22 protein-coding genes are annotated in these 18,906 nt (G+C 71.7%); 13 read left to right on the top strand and 9 right to left on the bottom strand.

The window, feature by feature from the left end; genetic code table 11:
* The first annotated feature begins 184 nt into the window (after positions 1–184).
* On the top strand, positions 185–1,300 hold the full coding sequence (locus B0B15_RS05195) for a PIG-L family deacetylase (protein WP_076673820.1): 1,116 nt from the start codon (positions 185–187) through the stop codon (positions 1,298–1,300).
* Here the strand turns inward: B0B15_RS05195 and B0B15_RS05200 are convergent, their stop codons facing one another.
* From B0B15_RS05200 to B0B15_RS05210, 3 genes are all read right to left on the bottom strand, one after another.
* Positions 1,301–1,522, bottom strand: coding sequence for a three-helix bundle dimerization domain-containing protein (locus B0B15_RS05200; protein WP_076673823.1), 222 nt, complete (start codon positions 1,520–1,522; stop codon positions 1,301–1,303).
* Between the two features lie 9 nt (positions 1,523–1,531).
* Positions 1,532–2,056 (bottom strand): YbhB/YbcL family Raf kinase inhibitor-like protein, encoded by a 525-nt coding sequence (locus B0B15_RS05205; RefSeq protein ID WP_076673826.1) that lies wholly within the window; start codon positions 2,054–2,056, stop codon positions 1,532–1,534.
* Positions 2,057–2,126: 70 nt separating this feature from the next.
* The gene (locus B0B15_RS05210; RefSeq protein ID WP_076673828.1) at positions 2,127–2,408 is read right to left on the bottom strand and encodes a hypothetical protein; all 282 of its coding nucleotides are present in this window, start codon (positions 2,406–2,408) and stop codon (positions 2,127–2,129) included.
* Between the two features lie 252 nt (positions 2,409–2,660).
* On the opposite strand from B0B15_RS05210, the gene B0B15_RS05215 reads away from it, so the two are divergent.
* Positions 2,661–3,746 (top strand): PIG-L family deacetylase, encoded by a 1,086-nt coding sequence (locus tag B0B15_RS05215; RefSeq protein ID WP_076673829.1) that lies wholly within the window; start codon positions 2,661–2,663, stop codon positions 3,744–3,746.
* 137 nt (positions 3,747–3,883) lie between these two features.
* Here B0B15_RS05215 and B0B15_RS05220 read toward each other — a convergent pair whose 3' ends face one another.
* Together B0B15_RS05220 and B0B15_RS05225 are read right to left on the bottom strand one after the other, a co-directional pair.
* Positions 3,884–4,303, bottom strand: a complete 420-nt coding sequence (locus B0B15_RS05220; RefSeq protein WP_076673831.1) for an organic hydroperoxide resistance protein — start codon at positions 4,301–4,303, stop codon at positions 3,884–3,886.
* A 36-nt stretch (positions 4,304–4,339) separates the two neighbouring features.
* Positions 4,340–4,819, bottom strand: coding sequence for a MarR family winged helix-turn-helix transcriptional regulator (locus B0B15_RS05225; protein ID WP_076673833.1), 480 nt, complete (start codon positions 4,817–4,819; stop codon positions 4,340–4,342).
* A 110-nt stretch (positions 4,820–4,929) separates the two neighbouring features.
* On the opposite strand from B0B15_RS05225, the gene B0B15_RS16460 reads away from it, so the two are divergent.
* Complete coding sequence (locus B0B15_RS16460) at positions 4,930–5,067, top strand: hypothetical protein (RefSeq protein ID WP_176776576.1); 138 nt, start codon at positions 4,930–4,932, stop codon at positions 5,065–5,067.
* A 76-nt stretch (positions 5,068–5,143) separates the two neighbouring features.
* Here the strand turns inward: B0B15_RS16460 and B0B15_RS05230 are convergent, their stop codons facing one another.
* Positions 5,144–6,442 carry a hemolysin family protein gene (locus B0B15_RS05230; protein WP_076673835.1) on the bottom strand — a complete coding sequence of 433 codons (1,299 nt, stop codon included), beginning with the start codon at positions 6,440–6,442 and terminating at the stop codon, positions 5,144–5,146.
* A gap of 167 nt (positions 6,443–6,609) precedes the next feature.
* A complete protein-coding gene (locus tag B0B15_RS05235) occupies positions 6,610–7,095 on the bottom strand; it encodes a hypothetical protein (protein WP_076673837.1) in 486 nt (161 codons plus the stop codon).
* A 152-nt stretch (positions 7,096–7,247) separates the two neighbouring features.
* Here B0B15_RS05235 and B0B15_RS05240 point away from each other — a divergent pair, with 152 nt between their 5' ends.
* The 5 genes from B0B15_RS05240 to glmM all read left to right on the top strand — a co-directional run bounded on the left by B0B15_RS05240 (position 7,248) and on the right by glmM (position 11,531).
* On the top strand, positions 7,248–8,084 hold the full coding sequence (locus B0B15_RS05240; protein WP_076673839.1) for an alpha/beta fold hydrolase: 837 nt from the start codon (positions 7,248–7,250) through the stop codon (positions 8,082–8,084).
* Positions 8,085–8,272: 188 nt separating this feature from the next.
* Entirely contained in the window at positions 8,273–9,034 is a 762-nt protein-coding gene (locus B0B15_RS05245; RefSeq protein WP_083708872.1) for a CPBP family intramembrane glutamic endopeptidase, read from the top strand.
* A 185-nt stretch (positions 9,035–9,219) separates the two neighbouring features.
* Entirely contained in the window at positions 9,220–9,666 is a 447-nt protein-coding gene (gene rplM / locus B0B15_RS05250; RefSeq protein WP_076673841.1) for a 50S ribosomal protein L13, read from the top strand.
* Positions 9,667–9,690: 24 nt separating this feature from the next.
* Positions 9,691–10,161 carry a 30S ribosomal protein S9 gene (gene rpsI / locus B0B15_RS05255; RefSeq protein ID WP_058597862.1) on the top strand — a complete coding sequence of 157 codons (471 nt, stop codon included), beginning with the start codon at positions 9,691–9,693 and terminating at the stop codon, positions 10,159–10,161.
* A 14-nt stretch (positions 10,162–10,175) separates the two neighbouring features.
* Entirely contained in the window at positions 10,176–11,531 is a 1,356-nt protein-coding gene (glmM, locus tag B0B15_RS05260) for a phosphoglucosamine mutase (protein WP_076673843.1), read from the top strand.
* 227 nt (positions 11,532–11,758) lie between these two features.
* Here the strand turns inward: glmM and B0B15_RS05265 are convergent, their stop codons facing one another.
* Positions 11,759–12,688, bottom strand: a complete 930-nt coding sequence (locus tag B0B15_RS05265) for a Ppx/GppA phosphatase family protein (protein ID WP_076673845.1) — start codon at positions 12,686–12,688, stop codon at positions 11,759–11,761.
* A 70-nt stretch (positions 12,689–12,758) separates the two neighbouring features.
* On the opposite strand from B0B15_RS05265, the gene coaA reads away from it, so the two are divergent.
* The 5 genes from coaA to tsaE all read left to right on the top strand — a co-directional run bounded on the left by coaA (position 12,759) and on the right by tsaE (position 17,871).
* Complete coding sequence (gene coaA / locus B0B15_RS05270; protein WP_076673847.1) at positions 12,759–13,712, top strand: type I pantothenate kinase; 954 nt, start codon at positions 12,759–12,761, stop codon at positions 13,710–13,712.
* A 110-nt stretch (positions 13,713–13,822) separates the two neighbouring features.
* The gene (glmS, locus tag B0B15_RS05275) at positions 13,823–15,673 is read left to right on the top strand and encodes a glutamine--fructose-6-phosphate transaminase (isomerizing) (RefSeq protein ID WP_076675196.1); all 1,851 of its coding nucleotides are present in this window, start codon (positions 13,823–13,825) and stop codon (positions 15,671–15,673) included.
* A 133-nt stretch (positions 15,674–15,806) separates the two neighbouring features.
* Complete coding sequence (locus tag B0B15_RS05280) at positions 15,807–16,253, top strand: holo-ACP synthase (RefSeq protein WP_083708873.1); 447 nt, start codon at positions 15,807–15,809, stop codon at positions 16,251–16,253.
* A complete protein-coding gene (gene alr, locus B0B15_RS05285) occupies positions 16,250–17,371 on the top strand; it encodes an alanine racemase (protein ID WP_076673849.1) in 1,122 nt (373 codons plus the stop codon). The genes B0B15_RS05280 and alr overlap by 4 nt, the downstream gene beginning before the upstream one ends.
* Positions 17,368–17,871 carry a tRNA (adenosine(37)-N6)-threonylcarbamoyltransferase complex ATPase subunit type 1 TsaE gene (gene tsaE / locus B0B15_RS05290; RefSeq protein WP_371113236.1) on the top strand — a complete coding sequence of 168 codons (504 nt, stop codon included), beginning with the start codon at positions 17,368–17,370 and terminating at the stop codon, positions 17,869–17,871. The genes alr and tsaE overlap by 4 nt, the downstream gene beginning before the upstream one ends.
* An 18-nt stretch (positions 17,872–17,889) precedes the next feature.
* On the opposite strand, the gene B0B15_RS05295 is transcribed toward tsaE, so the two are convergent.
* Positions 17,890–18,843: an alpha/beta fold hydrolase gene (locus B0B15_RS05295; RefSeq protein WP_083708875.1), complete on the bottom strand. Its 954-nt coding sequence runs from the start codon at positions 18,841–18,843 to the stop codon at positions 17,890–17,892.
* Positions 18,844–18,906 lie beyond the last annotated feature (63 nt).

An 18,906-nucleotide genomic window follows, 5' to 3' on the forward strand; every position in this document is an offset into this window, starting at 1 on the left:
TCGGGCGATGGTCGGCCAGTCATCTTTCACCCTGTGGTGGTCGGGATCGGGGAGGGAGACGGCCCGCGGTGGCCTCGCGCGGGAGCTTCCCCTAAGCTCGGGCAGCGGATCGGCCGAACGCGGTCGCCCGCGATCATCCCCGCGCCGCGGGACGGATGCGACGCCCGCCGCCCGGAGGAACATGATGACCCGCGTCCCGCCGCCGCTCACCGGTGCGCAACGCGAGGGCTCGGCCGGCCTCATCGCGGCAATCGCCATCGCGGCGGTGCTCTTCATCGCCGTCGCGGCGATCTTCGCCTTCGCGCTCCTCCGGCCCGCGACCGATCCTCTCGCGATTAATTCCGACGCCGCGCCTTCCGCAGCGTCGCCGACTCCGACCGGAACACCGACGCCGACGCCTCCTGCGATGCTTACGCCTCCTGCGACGCCGACGCCGACTCCGACTCCGACTCCGAGCGCACCCACGTCTCCGGCCGCGCAGGCCTGCGACGGGGCGTCGACGATCCTCAGCTTCTGGGCGCACCCCGACGACGACATCATCTTCGCCAACCCCACGATCTCGGACGCGATCGCCGCGGGTCAGTGCGTGCGAACCGTGTTCGTCACGGCGGGCGATGCGGGCAAGGGCATGGGGTACGTGCAGGCGCGGGAGCTCGGCATCCTGCGCGCCTATAACGCCATGCGGGGGCAGGAGGGACTCTGGCACGCCGACGACATCACGCTCGCGAGCGGCCTGCACCTCCGCCGCCTCAGCCCGGACGGCGACGCGCGCATCTCGGTCGTCTACGTCCGGCTCCCCGACGGGAACATCACGGACGGGGGGTTCGCGGCGACCGGATTCGCGACCCTGAGCAAGCTGTTCGACGGCTCCATCACGTCCCTGGCACCCGTCGACGGCGGGCCGGCGGTCACGCGCGAACAGCTCGTAGCCTCGCTGCGCGAGCTCGCCGGCGCCGTCACGCCCAGCTCCACGCTCACCCACATTCCGCGCGGCAGCGCGTTCGCGCCCGGGGACCACCCCGACCACTCGGTCGTCGGCGCCCTGGTGCGCGAAGCGCTCTGGCCGGATGCGGCGGTGGCTCCCGGCATCCGGTATTTCCTCGGCTATCCCTCCGAGAACCTGCCGCGCAATCTGGACGGTGCCGTGCTGGACCGCAAGGTGGACACCTACCGGATCTACACGCAGCAGGACAAGGTGATCCGGTGCGCGGACCGGGCCAACTGCCTCAAGACCCGGAAGTTCGGCGAGTGGCTGCAGCGCTCCTACCCCAAGACCGAGGCCGAGCTGCAACTGGGGTGATCACGCCTCGGGGGAGATGGCGTCCTCGACGGCGGCCCGCGCGTCGCGTTCCGCGATGATGTCGACGAAATCCTTCACGGGAGCGTCCGCGTACTTGTCGACGGCCGCCACGGCCTCGTCGTGCACGATCTCGTGCGGAGCGGCGGGGAAGCGGGCCTGCACCCGCTCCTCGACGCCGGCGATCGTCTCGTCCTTGTCGAACCCGTCCCTCTGCTTCGTCATCGCGAATCCTCAGTGCTGGTACGTGCCGTGGAGGATCGCGCGACCGAGCGTCTTGAAAGCCAGGTTGAAGGACACGACCGCGGGGGTCGCATCGGCGTCGACGCCGAGGGATTCCTCGCCGACGGCGTGGACGACGAAGAAGTAGCGGTGGGGCTGATCGCCCTGCGGCGGCGCGGCACCCGTGAAGCCCGGCTCGCCACCGTCGTTGCGCACGTGGAACGCCTTCCCGGGCAGGTCGCCTGCCGCGGCGCCGGTGGTCAGCTCGTGGACGTCGGCCGGGACGTCGACCAGCACCCAGTGCCAGAAGCCGCTCGGCGTCGGCGCGTCGGGATCGAAGCACGTCACGACGAAGGACTTCGTCCCCTCCGGGGCGCCCGACCACCGCAAGTGGGGCGAGGTGTTCCCCTTCTCGGCGACCTGGTCGTCCTTCAGCGGCTGACCGTCGACCACGTCGTCACTGACGGCGTCGAAGGACGCGGTGGCGGGGAGGAGGGGGTACGGATCGGGCGTCTGGGGGCGGGAGAGATCGACCATGCTCGGCACGATAGGACCCGGTCCTGACCGGTCGGCAGGGCTTGCGTCCCCGACCGGAGGGGGTTACCGATCAGCGCGACAGGGCGAGGAGGGATCGCGCCGCGTCGTGGCATCCGTCCGGCGACGGGAGTCCGTAATCGACCTCGACGACCTGACGCAGCTCGGCGGCGAGCTCGTCGACGCTCGGCGGGACTTCGAGGGCTGTGAGGATCGGCAGGATGAGGTCGTCGTACTCGTCGTCGGGCCATCCGCGGCCGATGCGGTGGACGCCGATGGGGTCCCAATCGTTCAGGACGGCACGGACGCGAAGGGCGACGGGCGACAGCGACCGCGGCGGTGAGGACGTCTGCATAGGGCGAGTGTCGTGAGTGTTCTTAGGCGCGGGCTGAGCATCGCCCATGCGTGGGTTGAACCGCCCGGCGCAGCGCGCTCACCCACGGGATGATTGATGCGGTGACCGGTCCGCTCTGCCCGCGCCGTCGCGCCGCGGCGGGGTTTCGCGTGCGGTGAGCGGCGTGCATCGCGGTACCGTCGGTAGACGCCTGAGGGCGAGGGGGAACCCGAACATCCGTCGCCGGGGGGCGCAACACAGGACGGAGTCGCCGTGAGTGACATCGACGAGCCTTCGAGCGGCGACGGTGCCGCCCGCAGCGACGCGCACAGCAGCTCGGGTGCGGCCCGGCGATCGTCTCTTTCGCGCCGCGCGCTGATCTTCGGCGGCCTCGCCGCGGGGGGTCTCGCCGCGATCGGCGGGGGCGCCCTGCTGTACCGCGACATGCGTCGTTCAGAGGGGCCGGACGGCACCTGGGTGAAGCTGAGCCCCATCGTCCCGCTGCCCCGCGACGCGCCCCGCGACGGGTCGCCGGCCTTCGAGGAGCCGGGCGTCGACACCACCGTGGCGGTCTGGGCACACGCGGACGACGACATCATCTTCGCGAACCCGCATCTCAGCGAGGTCATCGCGTCCGGAGCGACTCTGCGGACGATCTTCGTCACGGCGGGCGACGCCGGGCGCGGTCTCGCGTACGCGCAGCAGCGCGAGGCGGGCATCCGCGCCGCCTACGACGCCATGCGGGGGAGCGCCGCGTCGTGGCAGACGAGTGAGATCACGCTGCTGAGCGGGGCTCGCGTCACGCGATTCGTGCCCAGCGACGACCCGCGCCTGTCGATCACGGTTCTCCGGCTGCCGGACGGCAACCTGAGCGCGAAGGGGTTCCCGAGCACCGGCGACGCGGGGCTCACGCAGCTGATCAACGGCACCGTCCCGGTGCTCGCCCCCATCGACGGCGGTCCGACGCTCGACGCCGCCCGGCTGTCGGACACGGTCGCCGAGCTCATCCACGCGGGGCGGCCCGACCACATCACGACGAACATCCCGCACGAGAGCGTCTTCGCGCACGGCGATCACCCCGACCACTCGTGCGTCGGTTCACTGGTGCGCGCCGTCGCGCCGTCGGCGGGGGTGCCGGCGGAGGCCGTGACGTACTACATCGGCTATCCGTCGAAGCGGCAGCCGGTGAACGTCGTCGGTGCCCCCCTGGATGCCAAGGTCGGCGTCTACCAGGTCTACGCGGCGCAGGATCCCGTCGTCACCTGCGACGACGCGTCGGCCTGTCTGGCTCAGCCCGGATTCGGTCAGTGGCTGCGCCGGTCGTACCCCAAGACCGAGGGGGAACTGCAGCTCTCCTGATGCGAATCGGCGGCCGTGCCGCCGGGAACACGACGCCGCCGCCCGTGTGAGACGGGCGGCGGCGTGTGCTGCCGGAGGCGGCCCCAGGACGGGACGCGATACGTGGGGCTCAGCGCCCCGCCCCGGGAGTCGGAGGATCAGTCCTCGGAGACGGTGACCGCGACCTCGATGTTGCCGCGCGTGGCGTTCGAGTACGGGCACACCTGGTGCGCCTGATCGGCGAGCTCCTGGGCCAGCTCGTGCTCGATGCCCGGGAGGACCACCTCGAGGAGCACCGCGAGCTGGTACCCGCCCTGACCGTTGGGGCCGATCTGGACGCGGCCGCCGACGGAGGAGTCCTCGAGCGCGACCTTGCGGCCGCGCGCGACGGCGTGCAGGGCGCTGTGGAAGCAGGCTGCGTAGCCCGCGGCGAAGAGCTGCTCGGGGTTGGTGCCCGCACCGGATCCGCCCATCTCCTTCGGCGGCGCGACCTCGAGGTCGATGTAGTCGCCGGCGGTCACGTGGCCGGTGCGGCCGTGGCCGGTGGAGACGGCTTCTGCGGTGTAGAGAACGTCCATGGGTGTTCCTTTCTGGGGACGGATGGGGGCGAGGCGTCAGTGGGTGCGGCCGGGGGCGCCCACCAGCGAGAGCACCGTGTCGGGGTGGTCGCGCAGGTCTCTCATCGCCTCGGTGAGCTGGTGCAGAGCGTCGATCAGCTCGCGCGCGCTGTCCGCATCGACGAGGCCCGCCCCGGCCGCGATGCAGCGGGGCACGTGGGCCAGCTCTTCGCGCAGGGCCGTTCCTCGTGCGGTCAGGGAGACGGACACGACCCGCTCGTCGTCGGCGCGACGGGTCCGCTCGAGGTATCCCGCCGCTTCCATGCGAGCGAGCATCGGCGAGAGGGTTCCCGAGTCGAGCTGCAACGCTTCGCCGAGGCTCTTCACGGTCTGCTCGCCGTCGTTCCAGAGGGTGACCAGGGTGATGTACTGCGGGTACGTGAGACCCCACGGCTCGAGGAGCACGCGGTAGGCCTGCGTGGTCGTGCGGTTGGCGGCGTAGAGCGCGAAGCACACGAGGGCGTCGACGGCGGGCATGTAAGAACTCTTGCACACAATCGAATTGTGTACAACTGAGTTCGTGGCGAAAGAGGGAGCGGCCGTGTCAACCCCTGCCGTCGACCGGCTCACCGGGCGACGATGGGCGCATGATCCGCCGCAGCGACGCGAGCTTCACGGCGCCGTCGGGATTCCTCCCCGACGGCGACCGGGACCTGCTCGCCATCAACGGGCATCACTTCGAGCTGGGGGACTCCACCGCCCTGCTCGGAGGCGACCTCGCCTGAGCCTCCACCCCGTCGACGGGCGACGCCCCGACGGGGCTCCGGCGTGTGCCGGCGGAATGCGGGTCGAGGTGCCGGGTCAGTCGCGCGCCGCGGCGTCGCTGCCGTCGTCTTCGAGCGGATGCCGAGTGACCAGCAGCTCCGCGACGCGTCGGCGGTCCACGGCGCTCACCTGCAGTGTCGCGCCGTCGACCTCCACGGTGTCGCCCACCCGGGCGAGACGACCGAGTCGCTCGACCACGAATCCCGCGACGGTGTCGGAGGCGCCGCGGGGGAGGGACACTCCGGTGGCCTCTTCGAAGTCCTGCAGGTTCAGTCGGCCCTCTACGGTGCCGTGCTCGCCCTCGGCCAACGGCTGCTCCGCGGCGACGTCGTACTCGTCGAAGATCTCGCCCACCACCTCTTCGACGAGGTCCTCGAGCGTGACGATGCCGTCGGTCCCGCCGTACTCGTCGACGACGACCGCGATGTGGCTGCCCTCCGCGCGCATCGCGGTGAGGGTGGGCAGCACCCGCGCCGTCGACGGGATGTACCGGATCTCGCGCATGACGGCGGTCAATGGGCGAGTCGTGTCCTCGTACAGATCTCGCACGTGCACGAATCCGACGACATCGTCGATCGTGTGCTCGGCGACGGGATACCGCGAATACGGCAGATCGCGCACACGCTCCACCGCTTCGGCGATCGAGCCGCCGGCATCCAGTGTGACGACCTCGGGGCGGGGTCGCATGACCTCGCTGACGTGCCGATCGCGCAGTGACAGCACGTCGTCCAGGATGCGGCGTTCGTCGGCGGGGAGTCCCTCGTGACTGGAGACGATGTCGCGGAGCTCCTCCTCGGTCAACTCCTCCCCGGTCTTGTCCGGGTCGCCGCCGAGCAGGCGCACCAGCACGTTCGTGGAGATCGACAGCAACCAGATAACCGGCCGCATGAGGGTGGCGAAGCCGTTGAGGATGGGCGCGACGCCGTACGCGAACGCCGCATTCCGCTGGATCGCGAGCCGCTTCGGCACGAGTTCGCCCAGCACCAGGGAGAGGTAGGCGATGACCAGGGTCAACGCAATCGTGGCGACCGTGGCGGCGACTGGCTCGTCGAGCCCCCACGTGGTGAAGAGCGGAGTGACGGAGGGGGCGATCGAGGAGGCGCCGTACGCGGCGGACGCGAAGCCCGCGACGGTGACGCCGATCTGCACGGCGGAGAGGAACGTGTTGGGGTTGCGCGCGAGGTCGGCGACCTTCTGACCGCGCTTGCCGCGCGCCGCGAGGGCATTCACCTGACTCTCGCGGAGGGTGACCAGGGCCATCTCGGTCGCGGCGAAGACCCCGCCGATGAGGACGAAGACGACGACGAGGACGATGCTGAGGGCGAGGTCGTTCATCGCCGCACCGCCCCGGGCTGCTCGTGTCCGATACCCGGGGTCGCCCGGGCGTTCGGACTATGGCCGTCGGCGTCGAGAGCGTGGCGCATGCGCCGAGTGTAATGAGCGACGGCGAGCGCCAGGGATGCCACCTCCTGGGCTTGCGCGCCCGCCCGGGTTCTGATGCGTCAGCGCACGCTGCCGTCGATGCCCGAGACGCGGACCGTGCTCCCGCCGGCGAGGTCGACCGTCCACACGGGGGAGCCGCCGTCCTGCTCGAGGGTCGCCTCGTCGATCCGCGCTCCACCGGAGGCGTGCGTGGCCGCGATGCGGATGGCATCCGCCAGGGTCGTGGTGGTGGCCGCGAGGGCGGCGGCGTCGTCGGCGTCGATGTCGTCGGAGTCGTCGGACGACTCCGCCCGGGAGCCGTCCGCGCTGACGCGGACCTCGACCTCCCGGTCGCCGACGGCGACGTGCACCTGCCACTGGCCGTCGTCGGTGTCGAGCTCGAACGCGCGGCCGCCGGCGTCGGCCTCGGCCGTGGTGATGGCACGGACGGCGTCCTGATCCGTGGCGGTGAGGTCTCCATCGCCGGAAACGGAGGGGGCGCAGGAGGTGAGGGCGAGGGTCGCGGCGGCGAACAGGGCGACGGCGAAGGAACGGGTCGAGGCCATGGCGCGAGGCTAACGATGCCCGCGCGCACCGCAGCAGTGGTTGCGTGGAGGGGACGGCTGTGCCTTCCCCGTCGAGGGCGCGGTTCTACCAAGGGGGGAAGCGGTCGTCAATGGCGGGCCGGCGGTCAGGTTGCGCACGGACGATGACCGGCATGAGCGAGATCACCGCACACCATGGATTCCTGACCGACATCGACCTCCACGTCGACGACACCGGCGGCCCCGGTCGTCCCGTCGTGCTGATCCACGGCTGGCCCCTGTCGGGCGAGTCGTGGGCGCACCAGGTCCCGGCCCTCGAAGCCGCCGGCCACCGGGTCGTGACCTACGACCGCCGCGGTTTCGGCCGCAGCGACAAGCCCCGCACCGGATACGACTACGACACGTTCGCCGACGACCTGCAGGCCGTGCTCGAGGCGCTCGATGTGCGGGATGCCACGCTGGTGGGCTTCTCGATGGGCGGCGGGGAGGTGGCCCGCTACCTCACACGTCACGGGGCCGACCGCATCCGCAGTGTCGTCTTCGCCGCCGCAGTGCCGCCGTACCTGGCCCAGACCGACGACAACCCCGAGGGGCCTCTCGACGACGCCACCGCCGACGGGATGAAGCAGGGCCTGAAGGACGACGAGAAGGCGTTCTACCACCACTTCACGACGGACTTCTTCTCGGTGAACGGCGAACTCGCCGTCTCGCCGGAGGAGCAGGCCGAGGCCGAGCGCCTCGCGAACCAGGCCGATCACCACGCGGCTCTGAAGTCCATGGAGGCGTTCGCCACCACCGACTTCCGCGACGATCTGCCGCACGTCACCGTGCCGACCCTCGTCATCCACGGCGACAGCGACACGACTGTCCCCTTCGAGGGGTCGGGCAAGCGCACGCACGAGGCGATCGCCGGAAGCGAGCTGCACGTGGTCACGGGCGCCCCGCACGGCGTCAACGTGAGCCACGCCGACGAGTTCAACCGCGTCCTCATCGACTTCCTCGCACGCTGACCCGCGTCGCGCGCCCCACTCTCGCCCGCACCCGCGGGGGACGCGTCCGCCGGTCCCGATGCCCCGTCGCCTCACAGCGGCGGGGCATCGTCGCGTGGTGATGAAACGGGTGAATAGAACCGCCGCGCGTCCGCATCTCCGCGGGGGGCTCCGCTCGCCCGTCGTGGGTCTCACCTAGCGTGACCGCCATGCCCGACGCCTCCGACGCCTTGCTCGAGGTGGTGCCTCGGAGACGGCGTCGGACGCCGCGGCCCTGGCGACAGGGCGAGGCGACGACCCGCCGGTGGAACCTCGAGCTTCTGGCATGGGCCGTGTGCGGTCTCGGTGCGGGCGTCCTGGCAGGGCGGGCGGCATCCGTTCTGCTTCCTTCCGAGGCGGCCGGAGGGGCAGTGCGAGCCGCGGTCTGGGTGGCTCTCGGGGTGCCGGTCGCCGTCGCCCTCTCCCGATCCCGCCCGCGCGGCCTGCTGCGGGCGCGTCCGGTGGATGCGCTCTACGGAATCGTCTTCGGCGTCGCCCTGCGCGGCCTGCAGGGGTGGCTCGAAGGGCTCGGTGGCGACCCTGTCGCGTGGCCCTCGACGTTCTCCGCGGACGGATTCCTGCCGGAGTCGTTCGCGGTCGACGCTCTGTCCGACACGATCGTCGCCCCGCTGGTCGAGGAGTTCTTCTTCCGCGGTGTCGTCCTGGTCTGCACCTATGTCGTCCTGCGCGAGGTGAGCGAGCGCGTCGGGGCCGGGGTCGCCGCCGTCGCGTTCTCGACGGCGCTCTTCGTGGCCGCACACCAGCTCGTCTCCGATACGAGCGGGGCCGATCCGCTCGCGCTCGCCGCCGTCGGCGCCGTGGCCGGGACGTTCGTGATGGCGACCGGACGCATCTGGCCCGCGATCGCGATGCACGTCGTCTTCAATGCCACGGGGTATCTGCTGCTGGCCGCGGGCACCCTGCTCTCGTGACGGCGTCGGCGTTTGGCGATGGCATCCGGATGACGTAGTCTTGCTCTTTGGTGCCCGCCTCCCTGCGAGCGGGTCGCCCGAACGTGAGCCCTCCACCGGCCCTGTTCCCCCGTCGTCGGCGGGGCAACGGACCACCGGAGCGGGATTCACGAACTCCTCCGTTCGATCAAGAAAGCAGCACTACTGTGACGCGCACTTTCACACCCAAGGCCGCTGAGGTCACGCGCGAGTGGGTCGTTATCGACGCCACCGACGTCGTTCTCGGCCGTCTGGCCTCGCACGCGGCGGTCCTCCTCCGCGGCAAGCACAAGCCCACCTTCGCCAACCACATCGACTCCGGCGACTTCGTCATCGTGATCAACGCCGAGAAGGTGGCGCTCACGGGTCAGAAGCTCCAGAACAAGAAGGCCTACCGCCACTCGGGCTTCCCGGGCGGCCTCAAGTCCGTCACCTACGACGAACTCCTCGAGAAGAACCCCGTCCGCGCGGTCGAGAAGGCCATCCGCGGCATGCTGCCCAAGAACAGCCTCGGCGCGGCGCAGCTCAAGAAGCTCAAGGTCTACCGCGGCGCCGAGCACCCCCACGGTGCTCAGCAGCCCACGGCATACACCTTCGACCAGGTCGCCCAGTAAGCGCCGCCGGATAAGGACGAAACAGTGTCGAACATCGACTCCAGCAACTACAGCACCGAGACGCCGGCCGAGCAGTCCGTCGTCGCTGCCGAGCGCCCCGTGCTCTCGGTTCCCGGCGCAGCCGTGGGCCGCCGCAAGCAGGCCATCGCACGCGTGCGCCTGGTTCCCGGTTCGGGCACGATCACGGTCAACGGCCGCACGATCGAGGACTACTTCCCGAACAAGCTGCACCAGCAGCTGATCAACGACCCGTTCACGGTGCTCGAGCTCGCGGGCTCGTACGACGTGATCGCGCGCATCTCCGGCGGCGGCCCCTCGGGCCAGGCCGGTGCGCTGCGCCTGGGCATCGCCCGCGCGCTCAACGAGATCGACGCCGAGAACAACCGCCCGACCCTGAAGAAGGCCGGCTTCCTCTCGCGCGACGCCCGCGTCAAGGAGCGCAAGAAGGCCGGTCTCAAGAAGGCCCGCAAGGCGCCTCAGTACTCCAAGCGCTGAGTTCGACTCTCCGTATGCCTCTTTTCGGCACGGACGGGGTGCGGGGGCTGGCCAACGGCCTCCTCACCGCCGAACTCGCGCTGCACCTGGCCCAGGCGACTGCTGTCGTCCTGGGCCAGGGCCGTTCTGCGGAGGCGCGCAAGGCGGAAGGTCGTCGGCTGACGGCCGTCGTGGCGCGCGACCCTCGTGTGTCGGGGGAGTTCCTGGCGGCCGCGGTCGCCGCGGGACTCGCCTCCTCCGGTGTCGACGTCCTCGACGCCGGGGTCATCCCCACTCCCGCCACGGCCTTCCTGATCGCCGACCGCGACGCGGACTTCGGCGTCATGGTGTCGGCGTCGCACAACCCCGCGCCCGACAACGGCATCAAGATCTTCGCCCGCGGCGGGACGAAGCTGCCCGACATCGTCGAGCAGCGCATCGAGCGCGCCCTCGAGGGGGAGCGCCTGCAGCCCACCGGCGCGGGCGTCGGACGCATCCGACGCTTCGCCGACGCCGAGGACCGCTACGTGCTGCACCTGCTGGGCTCGCTCCCGCACCGGCTCGACGGCATCCACGTGGTGCTCGACTGCGCCCACGGCGCGGCCGCCGGAGTCTCTCCCGAGACGTTCAAGGACGCGGGCGCCCAGGTCACGGTCATCGGGGCCGATCCCGACGGGCTCAACATCAACGACGGCGTGGGGTCGACCCACCTCGACGTGCTCGCGGAAGCCGTGGTGCGCCTCGGCGCCGACGTCGGCATCGCCCACGACGGGGACGCCGACCGCTGTCTCGCGGTCGACGCCCAGGGCAACGTCGTCGACGGCGACCAGATCATGGCCATCCTCGCGGTGGCGATGAAGGAGCGCGGCGCGCTCGTCGACGACACCCTGGTCGCGACGGTCATGAGCAATCTCGGCCTGCACCGGGCGATGCAGGAGCACGGCATCCGGGTGCTGCAGACCGGGGTCGGCGACCGCTACGTGCTCGAGGCCATGAACGAGGGCGGCTACTCCCTCGGCGGCGAGCAGTCGGGCCACGTCATCATGAGCGAGTTCGCCACCACCGGCGACGGATTGCTCACGGGCCTGCACCTGGTGGCCGAGATGGCGCGCCAGGGCAAGACGCTCGCGGAACTCGCCTCGCTCATGACGGTGTACCCGCAGGTGCTGGTGAACGTGCGCGGCGTCGACCGCGACGGCGTGGCCGATGAGGTCGTGCAGCGCGAGGTCGCGGCATCCACCGCGGAGCTCGGCGACTCCGGTCGCGTGCTGCTGCGGGCCTCGGGCACTGAGCCGCTGGTGCGGGTGATGGTCGAGGCCGCGTCGGAGGACGCCGCCCGTGCCCACGCCGACCGTCTCGCCGAGGTCGTGCGCGAGCGCTTGGCGCTCTAGACCGCTTCGATTCGACAGGCCCGGACATCCCTTCGCGGGGTGCCCGGGCCTTCGTCGTCGCAGGCGCGTGTGCCGGAGGCGGTGTCCGGCCCCTTCGCCAGGCTCAGGGACCTCGGTCGGCTGGGGCTCGGCCGGTGTGCGGGACTCGGCCGGTGGGCGGGCGGGGCTCTGTCGGTGCGGGGTCTCGGGTGGTGCCGGGACGTCGGGGGGTCGCGACGCGGCTCGGGTCAGTACTCGAGCGACTCGATGTAGCGCAGGAGCACACCCTCGCGCAGCGCCCAGGGCGAGACCTCGAGCTCCTCGACATCCATCGCCTTCATCGCCCGCTCGATGACGATCGCCGCGGCGACGATCTGGAACGTGCGGTCGGCGGTGATGCCCGGCAGGGCCTCGCGCGCGTCGGCCGGAATGCGGGCGAGCCGGGGGATCCAGTCCTTCAGCTCCTTGCGCGGCAGGACCATCCGGTCGATGCCCGACCATCCCGGCACCGGGTAGCCGGCGAGCTTCGCGAGCGAACGGATGGCCTTGGACGAGCCGATGACGTGGTCGGGGCGGGGGAGGGCGGCGAAGCGCTCGGCCACGGGGGCGAGGACGGATGCCGCGTGTCGGCGCAGCGCCTCGATCTCGTCGTCGCTCGGGGGATCGTGCGGGAGGAACCGCACCGTGGAGCGGCCGGCGCCCAGCGGCACCGATTCGGCGAGGTCGGGAAGCTCGTCGGCGCCGCCGGCGATCTCGAGCGAGCCGCCGCCGATGTCGAACAGCAGGATCTGGCCCGCGGACCACCCGAACCAGCGTCGGACGGCCAGATAGGTGAAGCGGGCCTCCGTCTCGCCACCGAGCACCTGGAGGGGCTGTCCGAGCGCCTCCTCGATGAGCGCGATGACCTCCTCGCCGTTCGTCGCCTCGCGGACCGCCGACGTCGCGGTGGCGAGGAGCTCGTCGACCCCCTCGGCGCGGGCGCGATCGCGGGCGGCGGTCACGGCATCCACCAGGCCCGTCACCCCCTCCGGCGAGATCGAGCCGTCGGGCTGCAGGTAGCGCATGAGACGCAGCACGGAGCGGTGCGAGCTCGTCGCCGTGGGTCGTCCTCCCGCGCGGGCATTCGCCACGAGAAGGTGGACGGTGTTCGAGCCGATGTCGAGGACTCCCAGGCGCACGGTCCGAGCGTAGCGAACGGCGCGGGGCGCGCATCGCCGGGTGCAGAGGGCCCCCGGGTAGCATGAGCGGGTGTCCGCCGCCGAGACAGCAGCTCCCGCACCGTCGCTGAGCCCCTACCGTCAGATCGACCGCGACGACTGGGCCCGCATGGCCGGGGGGATCGAACAGCCGCTGACGGAGAACGAGATCGTCCAGTTGCGCGGCATCGGCGACCGCCTCGATCCGCGCGAGGTCGCCGAGGTGTACCTCCCGCTCAGCCGCCTGCTGAGCCTCTACGCCCGCGCCACGCGCCGGCTGGGAGCCGACACGAGCGAATTCCTGGGCGAACCGGATGCCACGACCCCCTTCGTCATCGGCGTCGCGGGATCGGTGGCGGTGGGCAAGTCCACCATCGCCCGCCTGCTACGCGAGCTCATGAGTCGTTGGCCCGACACTCCTCGCGTCGAGCTGGTCACCACCGACGGCTTCCTGTATCCGAACGCCGAACTGGAGCGTCGGGGCCTCATGGACCGCAAGGGGTTCCCCGAGTCGTACGACCGGCGGGCGCTCGTGGAGTTCCTCAGCGAGGTCAAGTCGGGGGCGGAGGAGGCCCGCGCGCCGTTCTACTCCCACGTGCGGTACGACATCATGCCCGACGCGCACGTGAGCGTGCACCGGCCCGACGTCGTGATCGTCGAGGGGCTGAACGTGCTGCAGCCGCCGCCGTCGCCGAACGAGGTCGCGGTGAGCGACCTGTTCGACTTCTCGATCTACGTGGATGCCGACGCCGCCCACATCGAGCGCTGGTACGTCGACCGCTTCCTCGCCCTGCGCGACAACGCCTTCTCGAACCCCACGTCCTTCTTCCGCGTCTTCGCCGACATCAGCGACGAGGAGGCGGTGGAACGCGCCCTCGGCTACTGGCGCGAGATCAACCTGCCCAACCTCGAGGAGAACGTGCTGCCCACCCGGCACCGCGCGAAGCTCGTGCTGCAGAAGGGCGCCGACCACACGGTCGAGTCGGTGCTGCTGCGCAAGCTCTGACGGTCGGAGGGCGCCGGGCGGGCGGCATCCGCATCCCCGGACGCTCGGCTCGCCGCGCGGCGGGCCGTACGGAGGGGTTCACCCAGGCCCGCCACGTAGACTCGGTGACCATGTGCGGAATCATCGGTTACGTGGGTCCTCGGCAGAGCCAGGACATCCTTCTGGCGGGTCTGGCGCGTCTGGAATACCGGGGATACGACTCCGCCGGCATCGCCGTGATCGACGGCGACGGAGCGCTCGGGATGCGCAAGCGCGCCGGCAAGCTCGCCGTGCTGCGCGACGACCTCGAGTCCTCGCCGATGCCCAACGGCACGACGGGCATCGGGCACACGCGCTGGGCCACGCACGGCGGCCCCACCGACGCCAACGCGCACCCGCACCTGGCCGACGACGACAAGCTCGCCGTCATCCACAACGGCATCATCGAGAACTTCGCCGAGCTCAAGAGCGAGCTCGTCGGCGAGGGCTTCGCCTTCCGCAGCGAGACCGACACCGAGGTCGCCGCGATCATGATCGGTCGCGAGTACGCGCGGTCGAACGACCTCGTCGCCGCCTTCCGCGCCGTCGTGTCGCGCCTGGAGGGCGCCTACACCCTCCTCGCGATGCACGAGGACCACCCCGGGCTCGTCGTCGGCGCCCGCCGCAATTCGCCGCTGGTGATCGGCCTGGGCGAGGGCGAGAACTTCCTCGGCTCGGACGTCGCCGCCTTCGTCGAGCACACCCGCAACGCCCTCGCCATCGGCCAGGACGAGATCGTGGCGATCACGCCCGAGGGCGTCGAGGTCACCGACTTCTCCGGCGCCCCGGTCGAGGTCGAGGCGTTCGAGGTCACGTGGGACGCATCGGCGGCCGAGAAGGGCGGCTGGTCGTCGTTCATGGCCAAGGAGGTCTCGGAGGAGCCTGAGGCCGTCGCCAACACGCTGCGCGGTCGCATCCACGAGGGTCGGGTCGAGATCCCCGAGCTCGACGGGATGGACGACTTCCTCGCCGACATCGACCGCATCCTCGTGATCGCGTGCGGCACCGCCGCCTACGCCGGGATGGTCGGCAAATACGCCCTCGAGACCTGGACGCGCGTGCCCGTCGACGTCGAGCTCGCGCACGAGTTCCGCTACCGCGATCCGGTGCTCTCGCCTCGCACGCTCGTCGTGTCGATCAGCCAGTCGGGCGAGACCATGGACACCCTGATGGCCGTGAAGTACGCCCGCGCACGCGGCGCGAAGACGCTGTCGATCTGCAACACGCAGGGCGCCACCATCCCCCGCGAGTCGGATGCCATCGTCTACACGCACGCCGGACCCGAGGTCGCCGTGGCCTCGACGAAGGCGTTCGTCGCGCAGATCACCGCGCTGTACCTCCTCGCCCTGCACGTGGGCCGCGTGCGCGGCGCCATCGACCCCGTCGCCGCCGTCGAGGCCGTGACCGAGCTCGAGGCGGTGCCCGGAAAGATCGCGCGCGTGCTGGAGTCCGAGCAGGCGCGCATCGGACAGCTGGCGCACTGGATGGCCGACACCCGCTCGGTGCTGTTCCTCGGCCGCAACGTGGGGTACCCGATCGCGCTCGAGGGGGCGCTCAAGCTCAAGGAGCTGGCGTACATCCACGCCGAGGGCTTCGCGGCCGGCGAGCTCAAGCACGGCCCGATCGCCCTGATCGAGCCCGGGCAGCCCGTGTTCGTGGTCGTGCCCAGCCCCCGCGGCTCGGGTGAGATGCACAAGAAGGTCGTCTCGAACATCGAGGAGATCCGCGCCCGCGGCGCCCGCGTCATCGCGATCGCCGAGGAGGGAGACGTGGCCGTGCTCCCCGCTGCCGACGAGGTGCTGCGCATCCCGCTGGCGGCGCCCCTGTTCGAGCCGCTGCTCGCCGTCGTGCCGCTGCACATCTTCGCGATGGGACTGGCCGAGGCCAAGGGGCTCGACGTCGACCAGCCGCGCAACCTGGCGAAGTCCGTCACGGTGGAATAAGCCCGATGATCGCGCGGGGCCGGATGCCGTGGCATCCGGCCCCTTCGGTTTCGGGCGCGCGCACCGGCGACCCGGCGGCGACCATCGTCGGCGGACACCGGCAGAATGGACACCGATGCCGGGAGGAGGCCGCATGATCGTCGGAATCGGCGTCGACCTGGTCGACGTGCCGCGGTTCGAACAGCACCTCGCGCGGACGCCGCGGCTTCTCGCGCGCCTGTTCGCCCCCGCGGAGCGCGTGCTGAAGCCACGATCGCTCGCCGCGCGGTACGCGGCGAAGGAGGCGCTCATCAAAGCCCTGGGCGGGTCGGACGGCGTGCACTGGACCGACATCGAGATCGCCTCGGAGCCTTCCGGGCGCCCCGTCTTCGCGCTACGGGGCGAGACCGGGGCGACCGTCGCCGCTCGAGGGATCACCGCGCTGCACCTGTCGATGTCGCACGATGCGGGGCTCGCGACGGCCTACGTGATCGCCGAAGCGGTGCCGTCCTCGACGCCAGCGCCCGCGGCACCCGCCATCGCCGCGGAGCGGAGCGACCCGGAATCCGTTCCCCTTCCGACCCGAGAGGACACCGCATGACGATGGCACCGGGCGTCCTGCGCGAAGCGCTGATCGACGTCGACGCGATCACCGAGAACGTGCGGCACCTGCGCGCGCTCACTCGCGCCGAGGTGATCGCGGTGGTCAAGGCGGAGGGCTACGGACACGGGGCCCACCGCGCCGCGCTCGCCGCGCTGCGCGGCGGGGCCGCGCGCATCGGCGTCTCGGACATGTCGGAGGCGCTCGCGCTGCGGCGCGCCGGCATCCGGGCTCCGCTGTTCGCCTGGCTGCATGCGCCGGGCGCGTCGTTCGCGGAGGCCGTGCGCGAGGAGGTCGAACTGGGCATCTCCGACCTCGACCAGCTGCTGCGCGCCGGTCGCGCGGCGACGGAGGACCGTCCCGCGGCGGTGCACCTGAAGATCGAGACGGGCCTCTCGCGCAACGGAATCCCCCCGGCGGACTGGCGCGTGGTGTTCTCGGAGGCGGCGCGCCTCGAGCGCATCGGACGACTGCGGGTGGTCGGGCTGTTCTCGCACCTGTCGAACACCAGCCTCGCCGACGACCGTGCGGCGCTCGCCCGGTTCGAGGAGGGCGTCGTGCTGGCGGCGTCGATGGGACTGCGGCCGCCGCTGCGGCACATCGCCGCGACCAACGCCGCGATCGCCCTGCCCGAAGCACGTCTCGGCTGCGTGCGCATCGGCATCGGCATCTACGGCGTTTCGCCCTTCGACGACCGCACGCCCGCCGACCTCGGGCTGCGGCCCGCGATGACGTTGCGCGGCGCCGTGGCGGCCGTACGGCGCGTGCCCGCGGGAACCGGCGTCTCGTACGGCTACGACTACCGCACGCCGGCCGACACGACGCTGGCCCTCGTGCCGCTCGGCTACGCCGACGGCGTCCCGCGCCAGGCTTCCGGCCGCGGGCCCGTGTCGATCAACGGGCGTCGGTTCACGGTCGCCGGGCGCATCGCGATGGACCAGTTCGTCGTCGACGTCGGCGATCACCCCGTGGCCGTCGGCGACGAGGTCGTGCTGTTCGGCGACCCGACGCTGGGCGTGCCGTCGGCCCGCGACTGGGCGGATGCCGCCGACACCATCGACTATGAGATCGTCACGCGCGTCGGGGCGCGCGTCCCCCGACGGGAGGTGCACGCGTGAGCGTTCCGGAGGCGCTGCTGGGCGAACGGGTCATCGAGGCCCCCGCCGACATGAAGGAGTTGGGCCGGCGGATCGGTCGCGCGCTCGAGCCGGGCGACGTCGTGGTGCTCACGGGTCCGCTTGGTGCGGGCAAGACGACGCTGACGCGCGGCATCGGAGAGGGACTCGGCATCCGGGGGCCCGTGCAGAGCCCCACGTTCGTGATCGCGCGCACGCACCCCTCGCTCATCGGGGGGACGCCGCTGGTGCACGTGGATGCCTACCGGCTCGGCGCCGCGGTGGAGCTCGACGACCTCGACATCGACGTGGCCCACAGCGCGGTGATTGTGGAGTGGGGGCGCGGCGTCGCCGAGTACCTTGCCGACGCCTGGTGGGAGATCGAGATCTCGCGGCAGACCGGCGGCCGCGGCGTCGACAACGCCTGCGGCGAGATCGCCGTGCACACCGTCGAGCTCGACGCCGACGCCCCGCGCACCGTCACGATCACGCGCCGACCCTGACGTCGGGCGCGCCGCGCGTCACGCCGTCGGCGTCGCGGGTCCCGGCATCGGCCTCTTCCCCCGGCGCGCTCGCTCCCCCTGCGGCGTCCGCGCGGCCGCCCACACCTCGCGGAGCGCCCGCAGGGTCTCCACGGGCTGCTCGACGTGGGCGAAGTGCCCGCTGTCTTCCAGTACACGGTCGTCGAAGTCGCGCATGAGGCGGCCCCACGCGCGGGCGTCGGCCGCCGCGACGAAGACGTCGTGCTCTCCGCGCACCGATCGCACCGGGCAGGCGATGCGCCGCCACACGCCGTCGTCGTGCGTGCGCGACAGGCGCGCTGCGGACAGGAAGGCCGAAGGGCGGATCTCGTCGGCGAGCGCCGCGCTCACGGCCGGGTCGACCCGCTCCGGATGCCGGAACAGCGGCCGGGCGAGGGTGCGCAGCGCCCCCGTGCGCCGGAGCAGGCGCAGCAGCGGCCGCGCGAGGGGGCCGAGCGCCCGCAGCACTCGCATGGCCACGACCATCCCGGCGAGCCAGGGGAGGCGAACCCCTCCGACGAGGGGACGCCGCACCACCGCGCGGGCACCGGCGCCGCTCGGCGAGACGACGCCCACGGCGACGGTCTCGGCGGGGAAGCGGGCCGCGACGTCGAGCGCGATCACCCCTCCCAGCGAGTGTCCCGCCACGCGCCAGCGGGGATAGCCCATCGCCCGCGCGACCGCCGCGACGGCCACGGCCAGATCGGCCGGGTCGGGCACGGGGCCCGGCGACTCGCCCCATCCGGGCAGGTCGATCGCGACGATGTCCGACAGGGGCAGCCCGATGCCGTCGGACGCGGCGATCATGGGCGCCCACGTGGCCCACGATCCCGCGGCCCCGTGCAGCAGCACGGTGGCGACGGGGCTCCCTGACGCCCGCCCGGCGCGCACCGAGAGAGGGCCGACCCCGGTGGGGACGACCATCCGGCGAAGCCCCAGGTCCGCGGCATCCATGTCCTCTGTTCGGAGCGGACGGGCCGGCGGATGCCGTGGGCGCGGGCGTCGGAGGCGCCGGAT

Origin of the sequence: Microbacterium sp. RU1D, from assembly GCF_900156435.1 — a bacterium.
Lineage (GTDB): Bacteria > Actinomycetota > Actinomycetes > Actinomycetales > Microbacteriaceae > Microbacterium.

Coding starts and splice junctions, on each gene's coding strand:
- B0B15_RS05295 (WP_083708875.1), bottom strand. CDS start 18,843: ATGGATGCCGCGGACCTGGGGCTTCGCCGGATGGTCGTCCCCACCGGG.
- B0B15_RS05230 (WP_076673835.1), bottom strand. CDS start 6,442: ATGAACGACCTCGCCCTCAGCATCGTCCTCGTCGTCGTCTTCGTCCTC.
- B0B15_RS05245 (WP_083708872.1), top strand. CDS start 8,273: ATGCCCGACGCCTCCGACGCCTTGCTCGAGGTGGTGCCTCGGAGACGG.
- glmS (WP_076675196.1), top strand. CDS start 13,823: ATGTGCGGAATCATCGGTTACGTGGGTCCTCGGCAGAGCCAGGACATC.
- B0B15_RS05235 (WP_076673837.1), bottom strand. CDS start 7,095: ATGGCCTCGACCCGTTCCTTCGCCGTCGCCCTGTTCGCCGCCGCGACC.
- B0B15_RS05220 (WP_076673831.1), bottom strand. CDS start 4,303: ATGGACGTTCTCTACACCGCAGAAGCCGTCTCCACCGGCCACGGCCGC.
- B0B15_RS05240 (WP_076673839.1), top strand. CDS start 7,248: ATGAGCGAGATCACCGCACACCATGGATTCCTGACCGACATCGACCTC.
- B0B15_RS05205 (WP_076673826.1), bottom strand. CDS start 2,056: ATGGTCGATCTCTCCCGCCCCCAGACGCCCGATCCGTACCCCCTCCTC.
- B0B15_RS05225 (WP_076673833.1), bottom strand. CDS start 4,819: ATGCCCGCCGTCGACGCCCTCGTGTGCTTCGCGCTCTACGCCGCCAAC.
- B0B15_RS05210 (WP_076673828.1), bottom strand. CDS start 2,408: ATGCAGACGTCCTCACCGCCGCGGTCGCTGTCGCCCGTCGCCCTTCGC.
- B0B15_RS05200 (WP_076673823.1), bottom strand. CDS start 1,522: ATGACGAAGCAGAGGGACGGGTTCGACAAGGACGAGACGATCGCCGGC.
- alr (WP_076673849.1), top strand. CDS start 16,250: ATGACGATGGCACCGGGCGTCCTGCGCGAAGCGCTGATCGACGTCGAC.
- B0B15_RS05195 (WP_076673820.1), top strand. CDS start 185: ATGACCCGCGTCCCGCCGCCGCTCACCGGTGCGCAACGCGAGGGCTCG.
- B0B15_RS16460 (WP_176776576.1), top strand. CDS start 4,930: ATGATCCGCCGCAGCGACGCGAGCTTCACGGCGCCGTCGGGATTCCTC.
- glmM (WP_076673843.1), top strand. CDS start 10,176: ATGCCTCTTTTCGGCACGGACGGGGTGCGGGGGCTGGCCAACGGCCTC.
- B0B15_RS05280 (WP_083708873.1), top strand. CDS start 15,807: ATGATCGTCGGAATCGGCGTCGACCTGGTCGACGTGCCGCGGTTCGAA.